The following is a 15,246-nucleotide window of genomic DNA, read 5'->3' on the forward strand; positions in this document are numbered from 1 at the left end:
CCGGGGATCGAACCACCAAAGCCTTCCGGGGCTGTCGCCTGCACCGCGCTCAAGCAGTCGCTTCGCCCAACCAGGGGCGCTCCCGGAACGACTTCCGCGCCCGGACGTAGGTCTCCAACAGCGATTCGGTGGTGCGCTGCCAGGAGAAGCGCGCGGCGTTGTCCGGAGCCGCCGCACCGAGCCGCTCGCGCAGCCCGGGATTCCACACCAGCGAAGAGAGCACATCGGCCCAGTCCGCCGGTGCGTGCCCCTCGACCAGCCTGCCCGAGACCCCGTCGGACACGGCCACCGACAGCCCGCCCACGGCGGCGGCGACCACGGGGGTCCCGCAGGCCTGCGCCTCCAGCGCGACGAGCCCGAACGACTCGTTGTAGCTGGGCACCGCCACCAGATCACTGGCGCGGTACACGGCCACCAGATCCTCCCCCCACTGCGGGGGCGAGAAGCGAACCACGTCCGCGATGCCGAGCGTCTCGGCCAGTCGCTCCATGGCCTCCGGGCGTTCGGTGCCGTTGCCGGAAGGTCCACCCACCATCAGCACGCGGAGCACGGGGCGCAACTCGGGACGACGCCCGAGGAGCTCGGCGACCGAGCGCAGGAGCACATCGGGCCCCTTCAGCGGCTGCACCCGCCCCACGAAGGTGAGCACCACCGAATCGGCTTCCAGCCCCAACCGGTCCCGTGCGGCACCTCGGTCCCCCGGGGTGAAGCGCTCCAGGTCCACCCCCGGAGGGACCACCGCGACATCGGCGGGATCGGCCTCGTAACGCGTGACGAGCTCCCGCGCCTCGGTCTCGGTGTTGGCCACGAGGCGGTCGGCATCGGCCACGACCTGCTCCTCGCCCACCACACGCACGCTCGGCTCGGGCTTGTCGCCCTCGGCCAGGGCCGCGTTCTTCACCTTGGCCAGGGTGTGCGCGGTGTGCACGAGCGGAACACCCCAACGCTCCCGCGCCAGCCAGCCGACCTGCCCGGACAGCCAGTAGTGCGAGTGCACGACGTCGTAGTAGCCGGGCTCCTGACGCGCCTCCACGCGCAACGCCCCCGCGCCGAAAGCGCACAGCTGCGCGGGGAGATCGTTCTTGTCCAGCCCTTCGAACGGCCCGGCCACGATGTTGCGCACGGTCACTCCCGGCGCCAGCTCGGCGACCGGGGGGATCTCCGAGGAAGTGGCACGGGTGAAGATCTCGACCTCGGTACCCAGCTGCGCCATTCGCCGTGCCGTCTGTGCGACATAGACGTTCATCCCGCCCGCGTCGCCGGTTCCCGGCTGTTCCAGCGGCGAGGTGTGCAACGAGAACACGGCGACACGGCGCGGGCGCATCGGAAGTCTGCTGGAATTCATCTACTGCTCATCGCAAGTTCGTCGTGTGCGCCCGAGACCTTCGGGCTCACGCAACCACGACGCCTCACCGCTCGGAAACATTCCGAGACGCACGCAACAACGGGGCCGGCGCGACGCGCGCGGATTCGCACGTGTCCCGCGCACGTCGACATGACCAGCGAAGACATCCGGCACCTCGGTCCAGGACACCGGATGGTGATCTAAGTCACCTCTGCTTGTCCGACCACGGTGCCCACGCCGGGTGGAACGCTTCGGCGGCGTTCCACCCGCGTCCGCTCCCGGCCGGAAACCACCCGGAGGGCACCTTCACAGTGCCGACTTCTGCTTCCACTGCTGCCAGCTCAGCATCCAGTCGTAGACCGCGTACTTCGGAGGCATCCGGGTGCCGGATCCGGTCACCTCGACCGGGTCCCCGATCAGCGCGCCCTGGAAGTACTCCTTGGCATCGGCGTTGGTGAGGTTCACGCAACCGTGCGAGGTGTTCCTGCTCCCGATGTTCGCCCGGTTGTTCTCGTTCTCGTGGATGAACTCACCGTGATTGGAGATCCGCACGGCCCACTTCTTCTCCACATCGGTGTAGCCGTACTTCGGGTTGTCCATGATCTCGACGGGGTGCTTGGCCATCACGGTGTACGTGCCCTCGTGCGTGTGCAGATCCGGGTTGGACGGCTTGCCGTAGCTGGCCGGGTAGTTGGCGATCTCCGCACCGTCGCGGACCACACGCATCCGGTGCTTGTCCACCTCGGCCTTGACCACCTGGGAACGCCCGATCTCGAACTCGCTCGTGAGGTCGGCCTTGCCGTAACCGCCTCCGCCGTAGTCGATCCCGTACAGCGGCGCGTCGACGCTCACCCGGGTGTGCGCGGGCCAGTACTCCTTCGGCCGCCAGTCGACCTGCTTGTCGTTGAGCCACGCCCAGGCCCCCTCGACGGACTTCGACGTCCGCACGTCGAGGGCGCGCTGCACAGCGGCCTTGTTCCGCACGGGGGAGTCGAACTTGATGCTGATCGGCATCGCGACGCCGACCGTCTTGTCGTCGATCGGGTTCACGGTGGCCCGCACCACGCTCCGCGGGGAGACCGTGTGGAAACCGCCCCGCACCGGAGCGGTGTCGCCCTCGGAACCGACCACCTTCCCCGACCACTCGTACTCCGTGTCGTAGCCGAGCGGCTCGGTGGCCTTCCAGGTGCTTCCGTCCTCGGCGAGTTCGCCCTCGACCTGCTCTCCGTCCCCGTTGACCAACGAGACGTCGCGCAGCTTCCCGTTCTCGGCCGCGACCTTGATCGGATCCTTCGGGTTGACCCCGTTCGCGCCGCTCCCCGGCTCGACGGAAACCGACGGTCCCGCGTCACCGCTATCGTCCCCACCGGTGCTGCCGGCCCTTCCGCTCGCCCCCGCGCACCCGGAGACCAGTAACAACGCCGCCAGCACCACGACCAGTGCTCCCCCTGGCGAGCGCATCAGCGAACCGTTCACCCTAGTGGCCACTCCTACCTCAATCCATCGCCCGCGTAAACGCGTTTCACCTCTCTGTCCAGAATGACGCTCGGCAAGCGCACAGGATGCCCGACAACGAGGTGTGACGCATCACATCTGGTTGTTCCACCGGCTGCGCCTCTTGCTCCCGCGCGACAATCGTGACGTGAGTACCGAGCCGACAACGACGACAGCGGAGAACACCTCCGGCGGGCGGAACCGCGGAGTGGCGGTGGTCACCGGAGCCAGTTCCGGAATCGGCGCGGCGACCGCCCGCGCCCTCGCCTCCGAGGGCTTCCACGTGATCCTCGGTGCGCGGCGGGTGGAGCGGCTCCGGGAGCTCGCCGCCGAGACCGGCGGCACCGCGATGTCCCTCGACGTCACCGACGAGGACTCGGTGAACTCCTTCGTCGAGCAGGTGCCCACCTGCCGGGTTCTGGTCAACAACGCGGGCGGCGCGAAGGGGAGCGCTCCGGTGGCGGAGTCCCGCGAAGAGGACTGGCGCTGGATGTGGGAAACCAACGTCCTCGGCACGCTCCGGCTCACGAAGGCGCTGCTGCCCAAACTGGTCGACTCGGGAAACGGCCACGTCATCACCATCACCTCCGTGGCCGCCCTGGAGACCTACGACAACGGATCCGGCTACACCTCGGCCAAACACGCCGAGGCCGCCCTGCACCGCACGCTGCGCGGTGAGCACCTGGGGGAGCCGGTTCGGTTCACCGAGGTCGCCCCCGGACTGGTCGAAACCGAGTTCTCCGAGGTCCGCTACGGCGGCGACACCGAACGCGCAGCCGCCGTCTACCGGGGCCTCACCCCGCTGTCCTCGGAGGACGTCGCCGACGTGATCTCCTTCGCGGCCACGCGCCCCGAGCACGTCAATCTGGACCAGATCGTGCTCAAGCCACGCGATCAGGCCTCCGCCACGCGCGCCCACCGCGTTTAGAGAGTGCGCGGGTCGGGTTGCGCGTGTGGTTCCGCGGCGGAACCTCTCGCGGGCTCTCGCTCCGGGTGCCCCGACCTCGGGTAGCGGCCCGCACGACGTCGGGACCGTCCTCGCGGGAGCACCACGGGAGAACCCGCGGCCGCGCCGACTGCGCAGTGGGATGTTTCGGCGGTGCCGGTGGACAGGGCGGGTGTTTCGGCGCGGCAGCGTCGAAGTGCTCCTCGGGAGCTTCGGGACGTTTCACGCGGAACCGTCATTCCGGAATCCTTCCAGAAGGGCTGTTCCCCGGCTCCGGCACGAGCGGAGCTCAGTGCGCGTACTCGCCGTACGCGCGCAGCCTGCGGAACGTGACGGCGAGCTCCAGATCGAGCTCGGCCAGCACATCGGATATGGGGCAGGCGTAGCCGACGGTCCCGTCACGGCTACCGGCGACGTGCAAGCCGACCACCCGGCCGTCACCGTTCACCAGCACGGCACCGGCGTCCCCCGCGCCGGCGAACGGCTGGTCCTCGGCGGCACTCACCTTGAGTTGCTCCCGCAGCACCCGCACTCCGAGCGCGGCCCCGTGATCCACCCGGATCGTGACGTCGTTGGACGTGATCGTGGCGCAGGTGAGCCCGGTGCCGAATCCGCTCTTGCGCACGAACTCGCCCGGTTCCGCACTGCCCTGTCCGGTCACCGACCCGACACCGGGGATCAGACAGCAACGGTCCAACGATCCCGCGATCGTCACCGCGGCCGCGTCCACCCGACCGGACAGGGCGGCTCGGGACAGGTCGGCGTACTCCCGTCCGGAATGGGGGTCCAGCATCGCGTCGCCCACCGACCAGGCATCGTCCATGCAGGCCACGTCGAAAGTGGTCAGTCCCATGGTGAGCACGGTGGCCCCGTGCCCGAACACGAGAGTCCCCAAGGTGCCGATCCGCCGGCAGTCACCCTCGACGGCGGCCTCCTCCGGCCCCACCGTGACCGGACGGTGCGGAGTGATCCCCACCCCGCCGAACACGGTGGCGCTTTCCGCTGGAGCCAGCGGTGGCACGGGATCGTCCAGTCTGTGGTGCGCGTGGTGCAGACTCACCTCTTCTTCCACCACGTCGGTGGGGATGCCCAGTATGTTGGGCGGAACGCGCTCCGAACCGTCGAGCCGCTCCCGCGGTTCCTTGCGGGGGACGGACACGACGATCGCCTGCTGTCCGGTCCCGCACCCAGCGGTTCTCTTCTCGCCGATGTCCACGGCGACCACCCCTGGGATGTCCAGCAGCTGGTCCTCGACCGCGCGCTTGACCGGGCGAATAACCGCTCGATCGCGTACTTCCCTGACGCTAATCATGGCAGCCTCCGCCCACCATTTAACACGCAGGGTTAGGGTTTAGTCACGAAGAGTCACTCTTATGGTCGTAATACGTAGTCATCGAAGTAGACAGTCCACCAAAACCGGCTCGGGGGCCAGTGACACGCCGAAGGACTCCCGCACACCGGCACGAACTTCACCCGCGAGAGCGAGCAGGTCGGCGGTGCTCGCCGAGCCGCGGTTGGTCAGCGCCAGGGTGTGCTTGGTGGACAGACCGACCCTGTTCCCCGGCCCGGCATAGCCTCTGGTGAACCCGGCCCGCTCGATCAACCAGGCCGCGGACAACTTCGTGTCCCCCGTTGGGGTGGAGTAGCGGGGAATACGCTGTTCACCGACCCGCTCTCCGATGACACGCAGCACCTCGGGCAACCGCCCGGCGCCGACGATCGGGTTGGTGAAGAACGAACCCGCGCTCCACGTGTCGTGGTCGAACTCGTCGAGGACCATGCCCTTGGAGCGCCGCAGCGCGAGCACGGCATCGCGCACCCGCTCCGCCGCGACCCGCTCACCGGCGTCCGCTCCGAGGCTCTCGGCCAGCTCCCCGTAACGGACCGGCTCGGAGAGCCCGTCCGCGCGCAGTCGCAGGCGGACACGCAGCACCACGGCCGCGTCGGTGTGCTTGAGCACACTCGTGCGGTAGGCCAGCCCGAGCTCGGCGGCGGGAGCCGTGCGGACCTCGCCGGTGACGCGGTCGAGCAGGTCCACCGAGATCAGCCTCTCGGAGATCTCGACCCCGTAGGCCCCCACGTTCTGGACCGGTGTGGCCCCGGTCAGCCCCGGGATCCCCGAAAGGCACTCCAGCCCGCCCAGACCGCGTCGCACGCTGTCGGCCACGACCTCGTCCCAGTTCTCCCCCGCCTCGGCCGTCAGGCACACGGTGTCCTCGGAGAGCCGCTCGTAGCGCAGCCCCGTGGTGGCCACGCGCACCACCCGGCCCTCGAAGCCCTCGTCGGGGACGACCAGGTTCGAACCGCCGCCGAGCACCAGCAGGCGGGTCCCCGAGCCGTCCGCGGCACGCACCCGCTCGACGAGCTCGTCCGCGCTCCCGGCGGTGATCAGCTCCGCCGCGGGGCCACCGAGGCGGAGCGTGGTGTGGCGGGCCAGCGAGCGGGCGTCCCCGGCGGGGGCTCCGCCTGCGGGACCGGGACGGTCCACACCGCCGACGACGGCCTCGCCCTCGGACATCGAACTGGAGGTCACGGTCGTCAACGGTAACCTGCGACGCATGACACGCCGCATCGAGCACCGCAGCACGTCGCACCGGCCTGCGAGGCACATCCACGCGGCGCTCGTCGACACCGACTACCTCCGGGCCAGGCTCACCGAGCTCGGCGGCGACGTGGCCGAGCTGGTGTCCCACTCCGCCACCGAGGACGGAGTGCACTTCCGGACCCGCCAGCGGATTCCCGATCGGGACCTGCCCGCGGTGCTGCGCCCCGTACTTCCCGGGAGCACGCTCCTGGAGCGCAGCGAGACGTGGCGCGAGCGGGATCCCGAGCACTTCACCGGCGAGGTCGCCGCCATGCTGCGCGGGGTTCCCGGTTCCGTGACGGCCTCCCTGTGGTTGCGTGACCTGGAGGAGGAGCACAACGGAGACGCGGAACCCACCGCAGGAGAGCCGGAGGTGGAGAAGCTCCCGGACGTCAGCGAGTTCCTGCTGCAGGGTGAGATCCGGGTGAAACTGCCGCTGCTCGCCGACAAACCGGAGGAACTGCTCGAGAGGTGGGTGCGGACCCTGATCGAGCAGGAATGCGAGTTCACCCACCGTTGGCTCTCCGGAGTTCGCTGACCGGGCCGTCGCAGGTGGTTGCGTGGCGAAACCTCTCGCGGTCCCGTGAGCGGGCACCCCGGCACCGGGTAGCCACCTCCGGGAGTCACCCCTCCGTGGTGGAGTCGAGCCCGGCCAGGACTTCGGCGTTGGCCAGCTCGGCGAGCACCTCGCCCGCGACGACGATCTTGCCCGAGCGCAGGCCGCTGCCGACCACGACCGCCGGGGAGTTCGCCACCGCCTCGTCCAGCAGCACCGGCCACTCGGACGGCAGCCCGAACGGGGTGATCCCGCCGTAGGCCATGCCGGTCTCGTGCACCGTCTCCTCCTGCGGAGCGAAGGACGCCTTGCGCACGTCCAGCCTGCGCCGCACCGCCCCGTTGACGTCGACCTTCCCGGTCGCCAGCACCAGGCAGGCCGCCCTGCGCCGCTCGCCGGAGCGCCTTCCCGTGGTGATCACGCAGTTGGCCGAGGCAGCCGGGGGAACACCGTACCGCGCGCAGAAGACCGCCGTGTCCGCGAATCCCGGATCGATCTCGGCCACTCCCACCCGTTCCGGGGAGTCCGACATCAGCACCGACTCGGCCACCGGCCCGGCCAGCAGATCGAGCCGTTCGGGAGCGGGGCGCACGTCGAGGCTCGGGGAGATCTCCCACTCGGACATGTCGGGAGCATACGCGGCGCCGCCGTGCGTCAGGAGTTCAGGAAGCCACTCAGCGAACCACGCAACTCCGCCCGGTGCGTCAGCATCGGCGCCACCGAGTCGAACAGTTCGAGCCTGCCCTCCGGCAGAGCGGCGGCGAGCTGCTCGGCCACCTCGGAGTCGTGCAGCGGGTCGGCGGTCGCGCCCAGCACGAGGACGGGGGACGGAACGGCGGCCAGCGCGGACCGGTCGGCGAGCGGCGCCCGGTGCGGCAGCGTCTCGAGGGCCGCCCCGAGTCGCAGCAAGGTGGAGCTGCGCTGCTCGACGTACTCACCGACCCCGGTTCCCTCCGGGAGCCCCCGGCCGACGAGTTCGCGCAACCGGGCTCCTCCGTCCGCGGAGGCCGCCCGCACCCCGGAGGAGAGCCGTTCGAACACCTCGGTGACCGCGCCGCCCCTGGGCCGGTCGACGGCGGCGGGGAGCAGCAGGGCCAACCGCTCGAAACGCCGGGGGTGCTCGGCGATGATCCGGGTCAGCGCGCCCGCTCCCAGCGAGACGCCGACCGCCCGCTCCGCGCCGACCAGGTCGGCCACTTCCAGCACGTCGGCGGCCACGTTCCCGTAGTCCCAGTAGTCCTCGTCCGGGTCGGCGGCCGCACCGTGTCCCGGCAGGGTGAGCACCACCCTCGTGCCGCGCACGCCGGAAGCCGGGATGCGGGCCTCGCCCTCCGTCGCTCCGAGGCCGTGAGCCACGAGCGTGACGGGGGAGCCGCTGCCGTGGACACGCCACCTGGTGCCCGAGGGCAGCACCCGGAGGTCCGCCTCGGGTGCCTCGCTGTGCCTGCGCACTACCAGGAGCTGCCCTTCTGCACCTCGAGGACTCTCGGCCGCACGTCGACGATGTAGACCAGAGCGGCGACGACACCGGCGATCCAGAAGATGGTCATGGGACCACCACGCATGAGGATCAGGATCAGAGCTCCCGCCCCGGTTATCCCGAGCCAGACGGGTTTGGACATCTTGTCCGCCGCCGTGAACGCGTCGGCCCGCTGCATCGCTGCGTGCACGAAGGCGTACACCCCGAGCGGTATGCCCGCCATCCACAGAACGGTAACGATCACCTGAGCGAGTAGCACAGCACCCAGGGTACGTGTTCGTGGCGCGCAGTGGTGCTCCGTTCCGGTCGGCAGGACGACCGGCCGGCGGAACCTCCCCGCCCGCTCGCGCCGCGGCTCGTCGACATCCTCCGGGGCTGATCCCCGTTCGGAACCTCCCCGCCCGCTCGCGCCGCGGGGGTCGTTTCGGCGCCGCCGCGCCGAAACGCCCGGGATCCGCGAGGAGACCTCCGTCGGCGGCTCCGTGTTCGGGAGTTCCGTTCAGCTGTCCGACTGCTCGCGATCACCGGAGCCGGACTCGCCGGTGGATCCGCCCTTCTTCGCGGCGGAGCTCCGGGCGGCCGTCCTGCGCGCGGTGCTCCGCGTCTCGGAAGCCGCCTGCTTGCCCGCCTCGCGGACGCTGTCCGAGGCCTCGGCCGCGGCGGAAGCCGCGCGGTCCCCGGCCTCGTTCACCTTTTCGGCCGTCTCCTCGGCCACGTTCTCGGTGGTGCGGGCGGCCTTCTCCCCGAAAGAACGGGTGGTGGTGCTCACCTTTCCGAGCACGTCGTCGGCCACTTCCCAGGCCCCGTCGACGACCTCCTCGACGCGGTGCTGGGCCTGCCCGACCTGGTCCCTGGTGCGCTGGACTTCCGGCCGGGTGCGGAGCTGTTCCAGGGTCCGCTCGCCGCGTTCCCCGCAGTATCCGTACACCTGCACCGCCGAGTCGCGGTAGTGGTCGAGCAGCTTCCTCAGCTCGCCGGAACGCAGCCTGTCGCGCAGCTCGCCCAGGTCCGAGGGAGTTCCGGCGGTGCTCTCGCGGGCCGCGTTCGCGCAGTCCGAGATCTGGTCGCGCACCCGCTGCGCCGTCTCGGCCACGGCGTGCGCCGCGATGTCGCCCGCTCCCAGCGCCGCGACCAACGGGCCCCGTGCCTGCTGGTAAGCGGTCTCGGCGACCTTGCCCGCCTGCAGGCGCACCCGTCGCAGATCCTCGTGCCGCGTGTTCATCTAGCTCACTCCTCGAATTCGGATCCAACCGCTTCGGCGGGCACCGTGGTCACACCGTCCGCCCCCTTCTCGGAGGCAACCGCTTCGGTACCGGGTCGGTTCTCACGGCGGAACGAAGCGTGGATGTCGAGCAGGGCCTGCTTCTGCCGTTCGCTGAGTTCGGTGTCGGCGAGTATCGCCTCGGCGACCGGTCCCCCCGAGCGGGGTTCCATGATTCCGGCCTGTACGTACAGGGCCTCGGCAGAGATCCGCAGCGCCTTGGCGATCTGCTGCAGGATCTCGGCACTCGGTCTGCGCAGTCCGCGTTCCACCTGGCTCAGGTACGGATTGGACACGCCCGCGCGCTTCGCCAACTGGCGCAACGAGATCTGGGCCGTGTCGCGCTGTGCCCTGATGTAGCTGCCCAGGTCGGTCACGGCCCGATTGACGACCCCGTTGACCGAACGATCCGTACGCCCCACGTTTCAGCCACCTCTCACCGACCACGCTAACAGCATTGCTAACTGTTGCAAGCAGTCAGTTTGCACTCTTCCGGGGGACAGGAACACCGGAACCGCCCCGGGGATCACCAGCACAGGCAGAACGGGTGCCCGGCCGGATCCGCGTAGACCCGGAAGTTCGACTCCTGCTTGTCCGCGGGCTGCGGCAACCGGGCCGCCCCGACGGCCCCGGCGAGCGACTCCGCCTCCTCCGCGCCGTCGACGCGCAGATCCAGATGGGCCTGCTGCGGAGCCCCGCCCGGCCACCGCGGCGGCGTGTGGTCGGCGACGCGCTGGAAGGCCAGGCGCGCCCCACCGAGCGGATCGGCCAGTTCCACCCAGTCCTCGTCGGAGTCCGCCTCGGAAACGGCCCAGTCCAGCAACCGTCCGTAGAAGCGGGCCAACTCGCGGGGATCGGGGCAATCCAGCACGAAGGCGAGCGGGCGCGACGCGGGCGAGCCCGCGGGAACACCTTCCGTCATCACGACTCTCCATAACCACTGAAAAAGTTTTGACAGTTATCAATGTGTGAGTCTCTCCCGATAACCACGTAGAGGCAAGCCGTTTCTGCCCTACGATGGGCATGTGAACAGCAAAGCCGTCGCAGCCGTCGCGCCGAACGGGCTATCAGCGGCAGCGTCCGAGCCCGTCGGGCCCGACACGGAACAGGACATCGACCTTCTGCTGGCGTTCCTCAACACCACTGACACCGAGACGGGCACGGACGTGCTCCTGGACGCGGAACAGTGGCAGCAATGGTGCTTGGAGCACACCGGGCAGGCTTCCGTCGACACGGCAGCCGCACGCGAGATCCGCGATCTCATGCGCACGTCGGTCAGCTGTGGCCCGGTGACCGCTCCCCGGAGCACACCCCCGAGCACCGCACAGTGGCCGGTGCACGTGCGCCTGGAGGACGGTATTCCGATAACCTCCGGCAACGACTCGCTCGGCGTCGTACTGGCAGCGGCCTCCCGGATCGCCATCACCGGCCGCTGGCACCGCATCAAGATCTGTCCCGCGACGAACTGCCTGCGGGCCTTCTACGACCGTTCCAGAAACCGCTCGCGCACCTGGTGCTCGATGCGCGTGTGCGGCAACAGGGAGAAAGCGCGCTCCTGGAGGGAACGGCACGCCCCGCACTGACGTGGCGGAGAGCGTCGGCGCGGACGGCCGCTCGGCCGTTCACGACAGCAGGTGCGTCGCAGTGTGAATGGCCAAACCGGCCAACGCGCCGACGACCGTCCCGTTGATCCTGATGAACTGCAGGTCACGTCCCACGTGGAGTTCGATCTTGTCGGACGCCTCGGAGGCGTCCCACCGCTCGACGGTGTCGGTGATCAGCGTGGTCAGCTCCGAGCGGTAGTGCGTGACCACGTAGCGGGCCGCCTCGCGCAGCCAGCCGTCCACCTTCTCCCGCAGCTCAGGCTCGGCCGCGAGGCGCCCCCCGAAGGAGCGCAGCCCTTCCCGGACCCGCGTACGCAGCTCACTGTCCGGGTCCTCCGCCGCCTCGAGGAACATCCGCTTGGCCGTGGTCCACGCGGACCCCAGCAGGTTCCGGACCTCGGGGTGCTCCAGGATCTGGTGCTTGATCCGGTCCGCCCTGGCCATGGTCACCGGGTCCTCGCGCAGATCGGTCGCGAACTCGATCAGGAAACGGTCGACCGCGGCACGCATCCGGTGCTCGGGGTCGGTCTTGACCGCCCAGGCGAAGGCCAGCACCTCGCTGTAGACCCTGTCCGCCACCATCGAATCGAAGAAACGCGGTGACCAGGAGGGGGAGCGCTGGTTGACCACGCGCGAAACCGTCTCGTAGTTGTCCCGGACCCACTCGTAGGCGCGATCGCACACCAGATCGACCAGCCCCCGGTGCGAGCCGTCCTCGAAGACCCGCCCGAGGATCCGCCCCAGCGGAGGCCCCCAGGGCTGGTCCACGACCTTCCGCAGCACGGCCTGCTCCAGCACCTGACGCACGTCCTCGTCCCGAAGCACCTGAACGGCACCGCGCGCCGCTGCCGCGAGCTCGGTGGTGGCCCGCTCCGCGTTGTCCCGGTCCGCCAGCCACTCGCCCGCCCTGCGGGCGATCCCGGCGCGGTCCAGCTTGTCGACCACCACCTGCTCGGACAGGAAGTTGCCGCCCACGAAGTCACCGAGGTTCCGCCCGAGGGCGTTCTTGCGCGTGGGGATGATCGCCGTGTGCGGGATCGGAAGCCCCAGCGGCCTGCGGAACAACGCGGTCACCGCGAACCAGTCGGCGAGCGCTCCGACCATGCCCGCCTCGGCGGCGGCGTTCACGTAACCGACCCACACCGGAGCCGCACCGGCCTGCCACCAGCTGGTGAGCACGTAGATCAACGCTGCCAGCAGGAACAACCCGGTGGCCAGCGATTTCATCCGGCGCAGGGAACGCTCGCGGACGAGTTCGGCTGCCGACGACGCTTGCGACACCCCACGATTCTGACAGCGCGCCCCGAGCGCGGAGCCCGGCCGCACCCGCTCCCGCAACGTGGGAGGCCGCTACTCGACGTGCCCTCCAGAGCAGCAAGGCGCCGACTCACGTGACGGCCGGCCGACCAGCCACGCGAAGCTCCGTCACGAGCCGCGAAGCCCTACTATGCAACCGCGGAGCGGCCGCATAAGGTTCACCGCGTGCGTACTCCAGCCCTGACCCGACGACTACGCCCGTTCACTTCGACGATCTTCGCCGAGATCACCGAGCTCGCCCGGAGCACCGGCTCCGTCAATCTGGGGCAGGGCTTCCCCGACACGGACGGGCCCCCGGGGATGCTGCGGCGTGCGGAGCACGCCATCGGCGAAGGGGTGAACCAGTACCCGCCCGGAGCGGGCGAGCCCGAGTTGCGCGCCGCCATCGGCGCCCAACGCCGCGCGGACTACGGGATCGAGCACGATCCCGGCAGCGAGATCCTGGTCACCGTCGGGGCGACCGAGGCGATCAGCGCCTCGATGCTGGCGCTGGTCGAGCCGGACGAAGAAGTAGTACTGATCGAGCCCTACTACGACGCCTACCCGGTCGCGGTGGCGATGGCGGGTGGGGCGCACCGGTCGGTCCCCCTGCGCGCCGAGCGGGGACGGTTCCGGCTCGACACGGCGGCCCTGCGCGCCGCCGTGGGGCCGCGCACCAGAGCGGTGGTGCTGAACTCGCCGCACAATCCCACGGGGACCGTGTTCACCGCGGACGAGCTGGCGGCGATCGCCGAGATCTGCCGCGAGAACGACCTGCTCGCCATCACCGACGAGGTCTACGAGCACCTGCTGTTCGACGGCAGGGCGCACACCCCGCTCGCGACGCTGCCCGGCATGGCCGAACGCACCCTGTCGATCTCGAGCGCGGGCAAGAGCTTCAGCGTCACCGGCTGGAAGATCGGCTGGGTGTGCGGCCCGGCCGAACTCGTTTCCGCAGTGCGGGCGGCGAAGCAGTTCACGACCTTCGTCGGGGGAGCTCCCTTCCAGCCCGCCGTGGCGCACGCGCTGAACGAGGAACGGCCCTGGCTCGAAGAGCTGCGCTCCGGGCTGCAGCGGAAGCGGGACCGGTTGACGAGCGGATTGCGCCGGGCCGGGTTCGACGTGCTGCCCTCGGAGGGGACCTACTTCGTGTGTGCCGACGTGCGCCCGCTCGGTTATTCCGACGGGGCCGAGTTCTGCCGCGCGCTGCCCGAACGGATCGGGGTCGCGGCGATCCCGCCCCAGGTGCTCTGCGACGACCCCGAGCCGATGCGCCACCTGGCGCGCTTCGCGTTCTGCAAGCGGGACGAGGTGATCGACGAGGCGGTCGAGCGGTTGCTCGAGCTCGGATAGGAGGGGCGGCTCGGTCTGCGTTGGTGGTCGTGCGGCGCCGCCGGGCAGGCGCGGGTCACGAGCCGCCGCGCCGCTCGACCGGCGACCGGCCCGACCGGTCGAGCGCTCGCCTGACCCCGTGCGGACCCCTGGTGCTCCCCGGGCCGGGCGGCCACGGCGGAGTCCCTCCCGCGAGGGCTTTCGCGTGGCCGCCCGGCCCGCCGGTTCAGCAGGCGAACCAGTCGGTGGCGGCGCTGGAGCCCCACCGCGAGCGGAGGAGCACGCGCACCGGACCGGCTGCTATCCCGCGCACCAGGAACCCGCCGCAGTCGTCCAGCACGTCGTGGCTCTCCCCCGCTCCGTGCCGAACGCTCAGCACACCGCCCGCGAGCGACTGGCCGGTTCTGCTGAGCACCACCCCTCCGGCGCGGAGGAGGCCGGGGGCGGTCGTGACCAGTTCCAGTTCGACCACCCGCCCCGGGGCTCCGAAGGTCAGCACGCGCGGACCGCCCGCGCGCTCTTCGAGGCCGGGAACGAGCTCCGCGCGGTCCGCGGTGTCACTGAGCGGGACGAGACGCGCGTCCGGTGCCCGCCTTCCGAGGACCTTCTCGACGGCCCGGTAGGCCCCGGCGAACGCTCGCCGCGGAGCGGGATCGCCGGCGAGGAAGAGCTCTCCCAGCAAGTTCAGTTCAGGGGGTGGTGCCGCGCTCATCCGGCCGTCACCTCCAGGGCCTCGGTGCTGCCCTGATCGCTCATCCGCTCGCGCAGCGCGCGCAGGCAGCGCTGCTTCTTCGGACCGATCGAACCGCGCGCCATTCCCAGCGCGGCGCTGATCTGCTCGTAGCTGGCTTCCGGGGCCACGGCCATCACCCGCAGCAGCTGCTGGCAGCGGCCGGACAGCTGGGAGAAAGCCTGTGCGAGCCGCGTCGTGAGCACCGAACGCAGCGCGTCGCCCTCGGGGTCGCCGCTGTCGTCCACGATCTCGGCCAGCACGCCGTCCACTCCCGCCGGGGACTCCCTGCGCCTGGTTCGCGCCAGGCGCAGGGATTCGCGCCGCGCCGTGGTGACCAACCAGCCGGAAAGCGCCTCGGCGTCCCTGAGGCGGTGCAGGTTCTCGGCCAATGACAACCAGGTGGCCTGCCAGGCGTCCTCCGCGTCAGCACGGGTCGCGGAGTACGCCCGCACCGCTCCCCAGACGACATCACCGTTGCGGTCCACCAGGTCACGCCAGGCCCGTTCGTCCCCGAACGCCACACGCCGCAACAACACGGCCGTCCCGCAGAACTGTCCCTGCTCCGTCACTGCTCACACCTTCCCGTGCTATAGCTGCTTGTCCCGAAGGCCTCAC

General features: G+C 70.3%; 17 protein-coding genes. 4 read left to right on the forward strand and 13 right to left on the reverse strand.

Annotated elements, in window-relative coordinates; all coding sequences use genetic code 11:
- Positions 1–49: 49 nt before the first annotated feature.
- Both mshA and FHR84_RS09955 read right to left on the reverse strand, forming a co-directional pair.
- On the reverse strand, positions 50–1,345 hold the full coding sequence (mshA, locus tag FHR84_RS09950; protein ID WP_179535176.1) for a D-inositol-3-phosphate glycosyltransferase: 1,296 nt from the start codon (positions 1,343–1,345) through the stop codon (positions 50–52).
- Positions 1,346–1,651: 306 nt separating this feature from the next.
- Complete coding sequence (locus FHR84_RS09955; RefSeq protein ID WP_179535177.1) at positions 1,652–2,821, reverse strand: Ig-like domain-containing protein; 1,170 nt, start codon at positions 2,819–2,821, stop codon at positions 1,652–1,654.
- Between the two features lie 166 nt (positions 2,822–2,987).
- Here FHR84_RS09955 and FHR84_RS09960 point away from each other — a divergent pair, with 166 nt between their 5' ends.
- Positions 2,988–3,767, forward strand: a complete 780-nt coding sequence (locus tag FHR84_RS09960) for an SDR family NAD(P)-dependent oxidoreductase (protein WP_425489882.1) — start codon at positions 2,988–2,990, stop codon at positions 3,765–3,767.
- 307 nt (positions 3,768–4,074) lie between these two features.
- Here the strand turns inward: FHR84_RS09960 and FHR84_RS09965 are convergent, their stop codons facing one another.
- A complete protein-coding gene (locus tag FHR84_RS09965) occupies positions 4,075–5,097 on the reverse strand; it encodes a chymotrypsin family serine protease (protein ID WP_179535178.1) in 1,023 nt (340 codons plus the stop codon).
- A gap of 78 nt (positions 5,098–5,175) precedes the next feature.
- Positions 5,176–6,303, reverse strand: a complete 1,128-nt coding sequence (locus FHR84_RS09970; protein ID WP_218862710.1) for a UDP-N-acetylmuramate dehydrogenase — start codon at positions 6,301–6,303, stop codon at positions 5,176–5,178.
- 40 nt (positions 6,304–6,343) lie between these two features.
- Here FHR84_RS09970 and FHR84_RS09975 point away from each other — a divergent pair, with 40 nt between their 5' ends.
- Positions 6,344–6,907 (forward strand): DUF2505 domain-containing protein, encoded by a 564-nt coding sequence (locus tag FHR84_RS09975; protein ID WP_218862620.1) that lies wholly within the window; start codon positions 6,344–6,346, stop codon positions 6,905–6,907.
- 85 nt (positions 6,908–6,992) lie between these two features.
- Here FHR84_RS09975 and FHR84_RS09980 read toward each other — a convergent pair whose 3' ends face one another.
- From FHR84_RS09980 to FHR84_RS10005, 6 genes are all read right to left on the reverse strand, one after another.
- The gene (locus FHR84_RS09980) at positions 6,993–7,550 is read right to left on the reverse strand and encodes a YbaK/EbsC family protein (RefSeq protein ID WP_179535181.1); all 558 of its coding nucleotides are present in this window, start codon (positions 7,548–7,550) and stop codon (positions 6,993–6,995) included.
- Between the two features lie 29 nt (positions 7,551–7,579).
- Positions 7,580–8,377 carry an alpha/beta fold hydrolase gene (locus FHR84_RS09985; protein WP_343075218.1) on the reverse strand — a complete coding sequence of 266 codons (798 nt, stop codon included), beginning with the start codon at positions 8,375–8,377 and terminating at the stop codon, positions 7,580–7,582.
- Positions 8,377–8,664 (reverse strand): DUF2516 family protein, encoded by a 288-nt coding sequence (locus FHR84_RS09990; RefSeq protein ID WP_179535182.1) that lies wholly within the window; start codon positions 8,662–8,664, stop codon positions 8,377–8,379. The genes FHR84_RS09985 and FHR84_RS09990 overlap by 1 nt, the downstream gene beginning before the upstream one ends.
- A gap of 240 nt (positions 8,665–8,904) precedes the next feature.
- Positions 8,905–9,627 (reverse strand): hypothetical protein, encoded by a 723-nt coding sequence (locus FHR84_RS09995; RefSeq protein WP_179535183.1) that lies wholly within the window; start codon positions 9,625–9,627, stop codon positions 8,905–8,907.
- Positions 9,628–9,632: 5 nt separating this feature from the next.
- Complete coding sequence (locus tag FHR84_RS10000) at positions 9,633–10,088, reverse strand: helix-turn-helix domain-containing protein (RefSeq protein WP_179535184.1); 456 nt, start codon at positions 10,086–10,088, stop codon at positions 9,633–9,635.
- A gap of 104 nt (positions 10,089–10,192) precedes the next feature.
- On the reverse strand, positions 10,193–10,588 hold the full coding sequence (locus FHR84_RS10005; RefSeq protein ID WP_179535185.1) for a VOC family protein: 396 nt from the start codon (positions 10,586–10,588) through the stop codon (positions 10,193–10,195).
- A gap of 103 nt (positions 10,589–10,691) precedes the next feature.
- Here FHR84_RS10005 and FHR84_RS10010 point away from each other — a divergent pair, with 103 nt between their 5' ends.
- Positions 10,692–11,249 carry a CGNR zinc finger domain-containing protein gene (locus FHR84_RS10010; protein WP_179535186.1) on the forward strand — a complete coding sequence of 186 codons (558 nt, stop codon included), beginning with the start codon at positions 10,692–10,694 and terminating at the stop codon, positions 11,247–11,249.
- Positions 11,250–11,288: 39 nt separating this feature from the next.
- On the opposite strand, the gene FHR84_RS10015 is transcribed toward FHR84_RS10010, so the two are convergent.
- The gene (locus FHR84_RS10015) at positions 11,289–12,497 is read right to left on the reverse strand and encodes a DUF445 domain-containing protein (RefSeq protein WP_179535412.1); all 1,209 of its coding nucleotides are present in this window, start codon (positions 12,495–12,497) and stop codon (positions 11,289–11,291) included.
- A 255-nt stretch (positions 12,498–12,752) separates the two neighbouring features.
- Between FHR84_RS10015 and FHR84_RS10020 the strand changes: the two genes are divergently transcribed.
- A complete protein-coding gene (locus tag FHR84_RS10020; RefSeq protein WP_179535187.1) occupies positions 12,753–13,919 on the forward strand; it encodes a pyridoxal phosphate-dependent aminotransferase in 1,167 nt (388 codons plus the stop codon).
- A gap of 205 nt (positions 13,920–14,124) precedes the next feature.
- On the opposite strand, the gene FHR84_RS10025 is transcribed toward FHR84_RS10020, so the two are convergent.
- Together FHR84_RS10025 and FHR84_RS10030 are read right to left on the reverse strand one after the other, a co-directional pair.
- On the reverse strand, positions 14,125–14,610 hold the full coding sequence (locus FHR84_RS10025) for a hypothetical protein (protein WP_179535188.1): 486 nt from the start codon (positions 14,608–14,610) through the stop codon (positions 14,125–14,127).
- Positions 14,607–15,200: a sigma-70 family RNA polymerase sigma factor gene (locus FHR84_RS10030; protein ID WP_179535189.1), complete on the reverse strand. Its 594-nt coding sequence runs from the start codon at positions 15,198–15,200 to the stop codon at positions 14,607–14,609. Before FHR84_RS10030 ends, FHR84_RS10025 begins: the two co-directional genes overlap by 4 nt.
- Between the last annotated feature and the right edge of the window lie 46 nt (positions 15,201–15,246).

Source organism: Actinopolyspora biskrensis (assembly GCF_013408175.1).
GTDB classification, from domain to species: Bacteria; Actinomycetota; Actinomycetes; order Mycobacteriales; family Pseudonocardiaceae; genus Actinopolyspora; species Actinopolyspora biskrensis.

Bases quoted from the DNA above. Each gene is read 5' to 3' on its own strand.
- mshA (WP_179535176.1), bottom strand. From the start codon at position 1,345: ATGAATTCCAGCAGACTTCCGATGCGCCCGCGCCGTGTCGCCGTGTTC.
- FHR84_RS09965 (WP_179535178.1), bottom strand. From the start codon at position 5,097: ATGATTAGCGTCAGGGAAGTACGCGATCGAGCGGTTATTCGCCCGGTC.
- FHR84_RS09970 (WP_218862710.1), bottom strand. From the start codon at position 6,303: ATGTCCGAGGGCGAGGCCGTCGTCGGCGGTGTGGACCGTCCCGGTCCC.
- FHR84_RS09975 (WP_218862620.1), top strand. From the start codon at position 6,344: ATGACACGCCGCATCGAGCACCGCAGCACGTCGCACCGGCCTGCGAGG.
- FHR84_RS09980 (WP_179535181.1), bottom strand. From the start codon at position 7,550: ATGTCCGAGTGGGAGATCTCCCCGAGCCTCGACGTGCGCCCCGCTCCC.
- FHR84_RS09995 (WP_179535183.1), bottom strand. From the start codon at position 9,627: ATGAACACGCGGCACGAGGATCTGCGACGGGTGCGCCTGCAGGCGGGC.
- FHR84_RS10005 (WP_179535185.1), bottom strand. From the start codon at position 10,588: ATGACGGAAGGTGTTCCCGCGGGCTCGCCCGCGTCGCGCCCGCTCGCC.
- FHR84_RS10015 (WP_179535412.1), bottom strand. From the start codon at position 12,497: ATGAAATCGCTGGCCACCGGGTTGTTCCTGCTGGCAGCGTTGATCTAC.
- FHR84_RS10025 (WP_179535188.1), bottom strand. From the start codon at position 14,610: ATGAGCGCGGCACCACCCCCTGAACTGAACTTGCTGGGAGAGCTCTTC.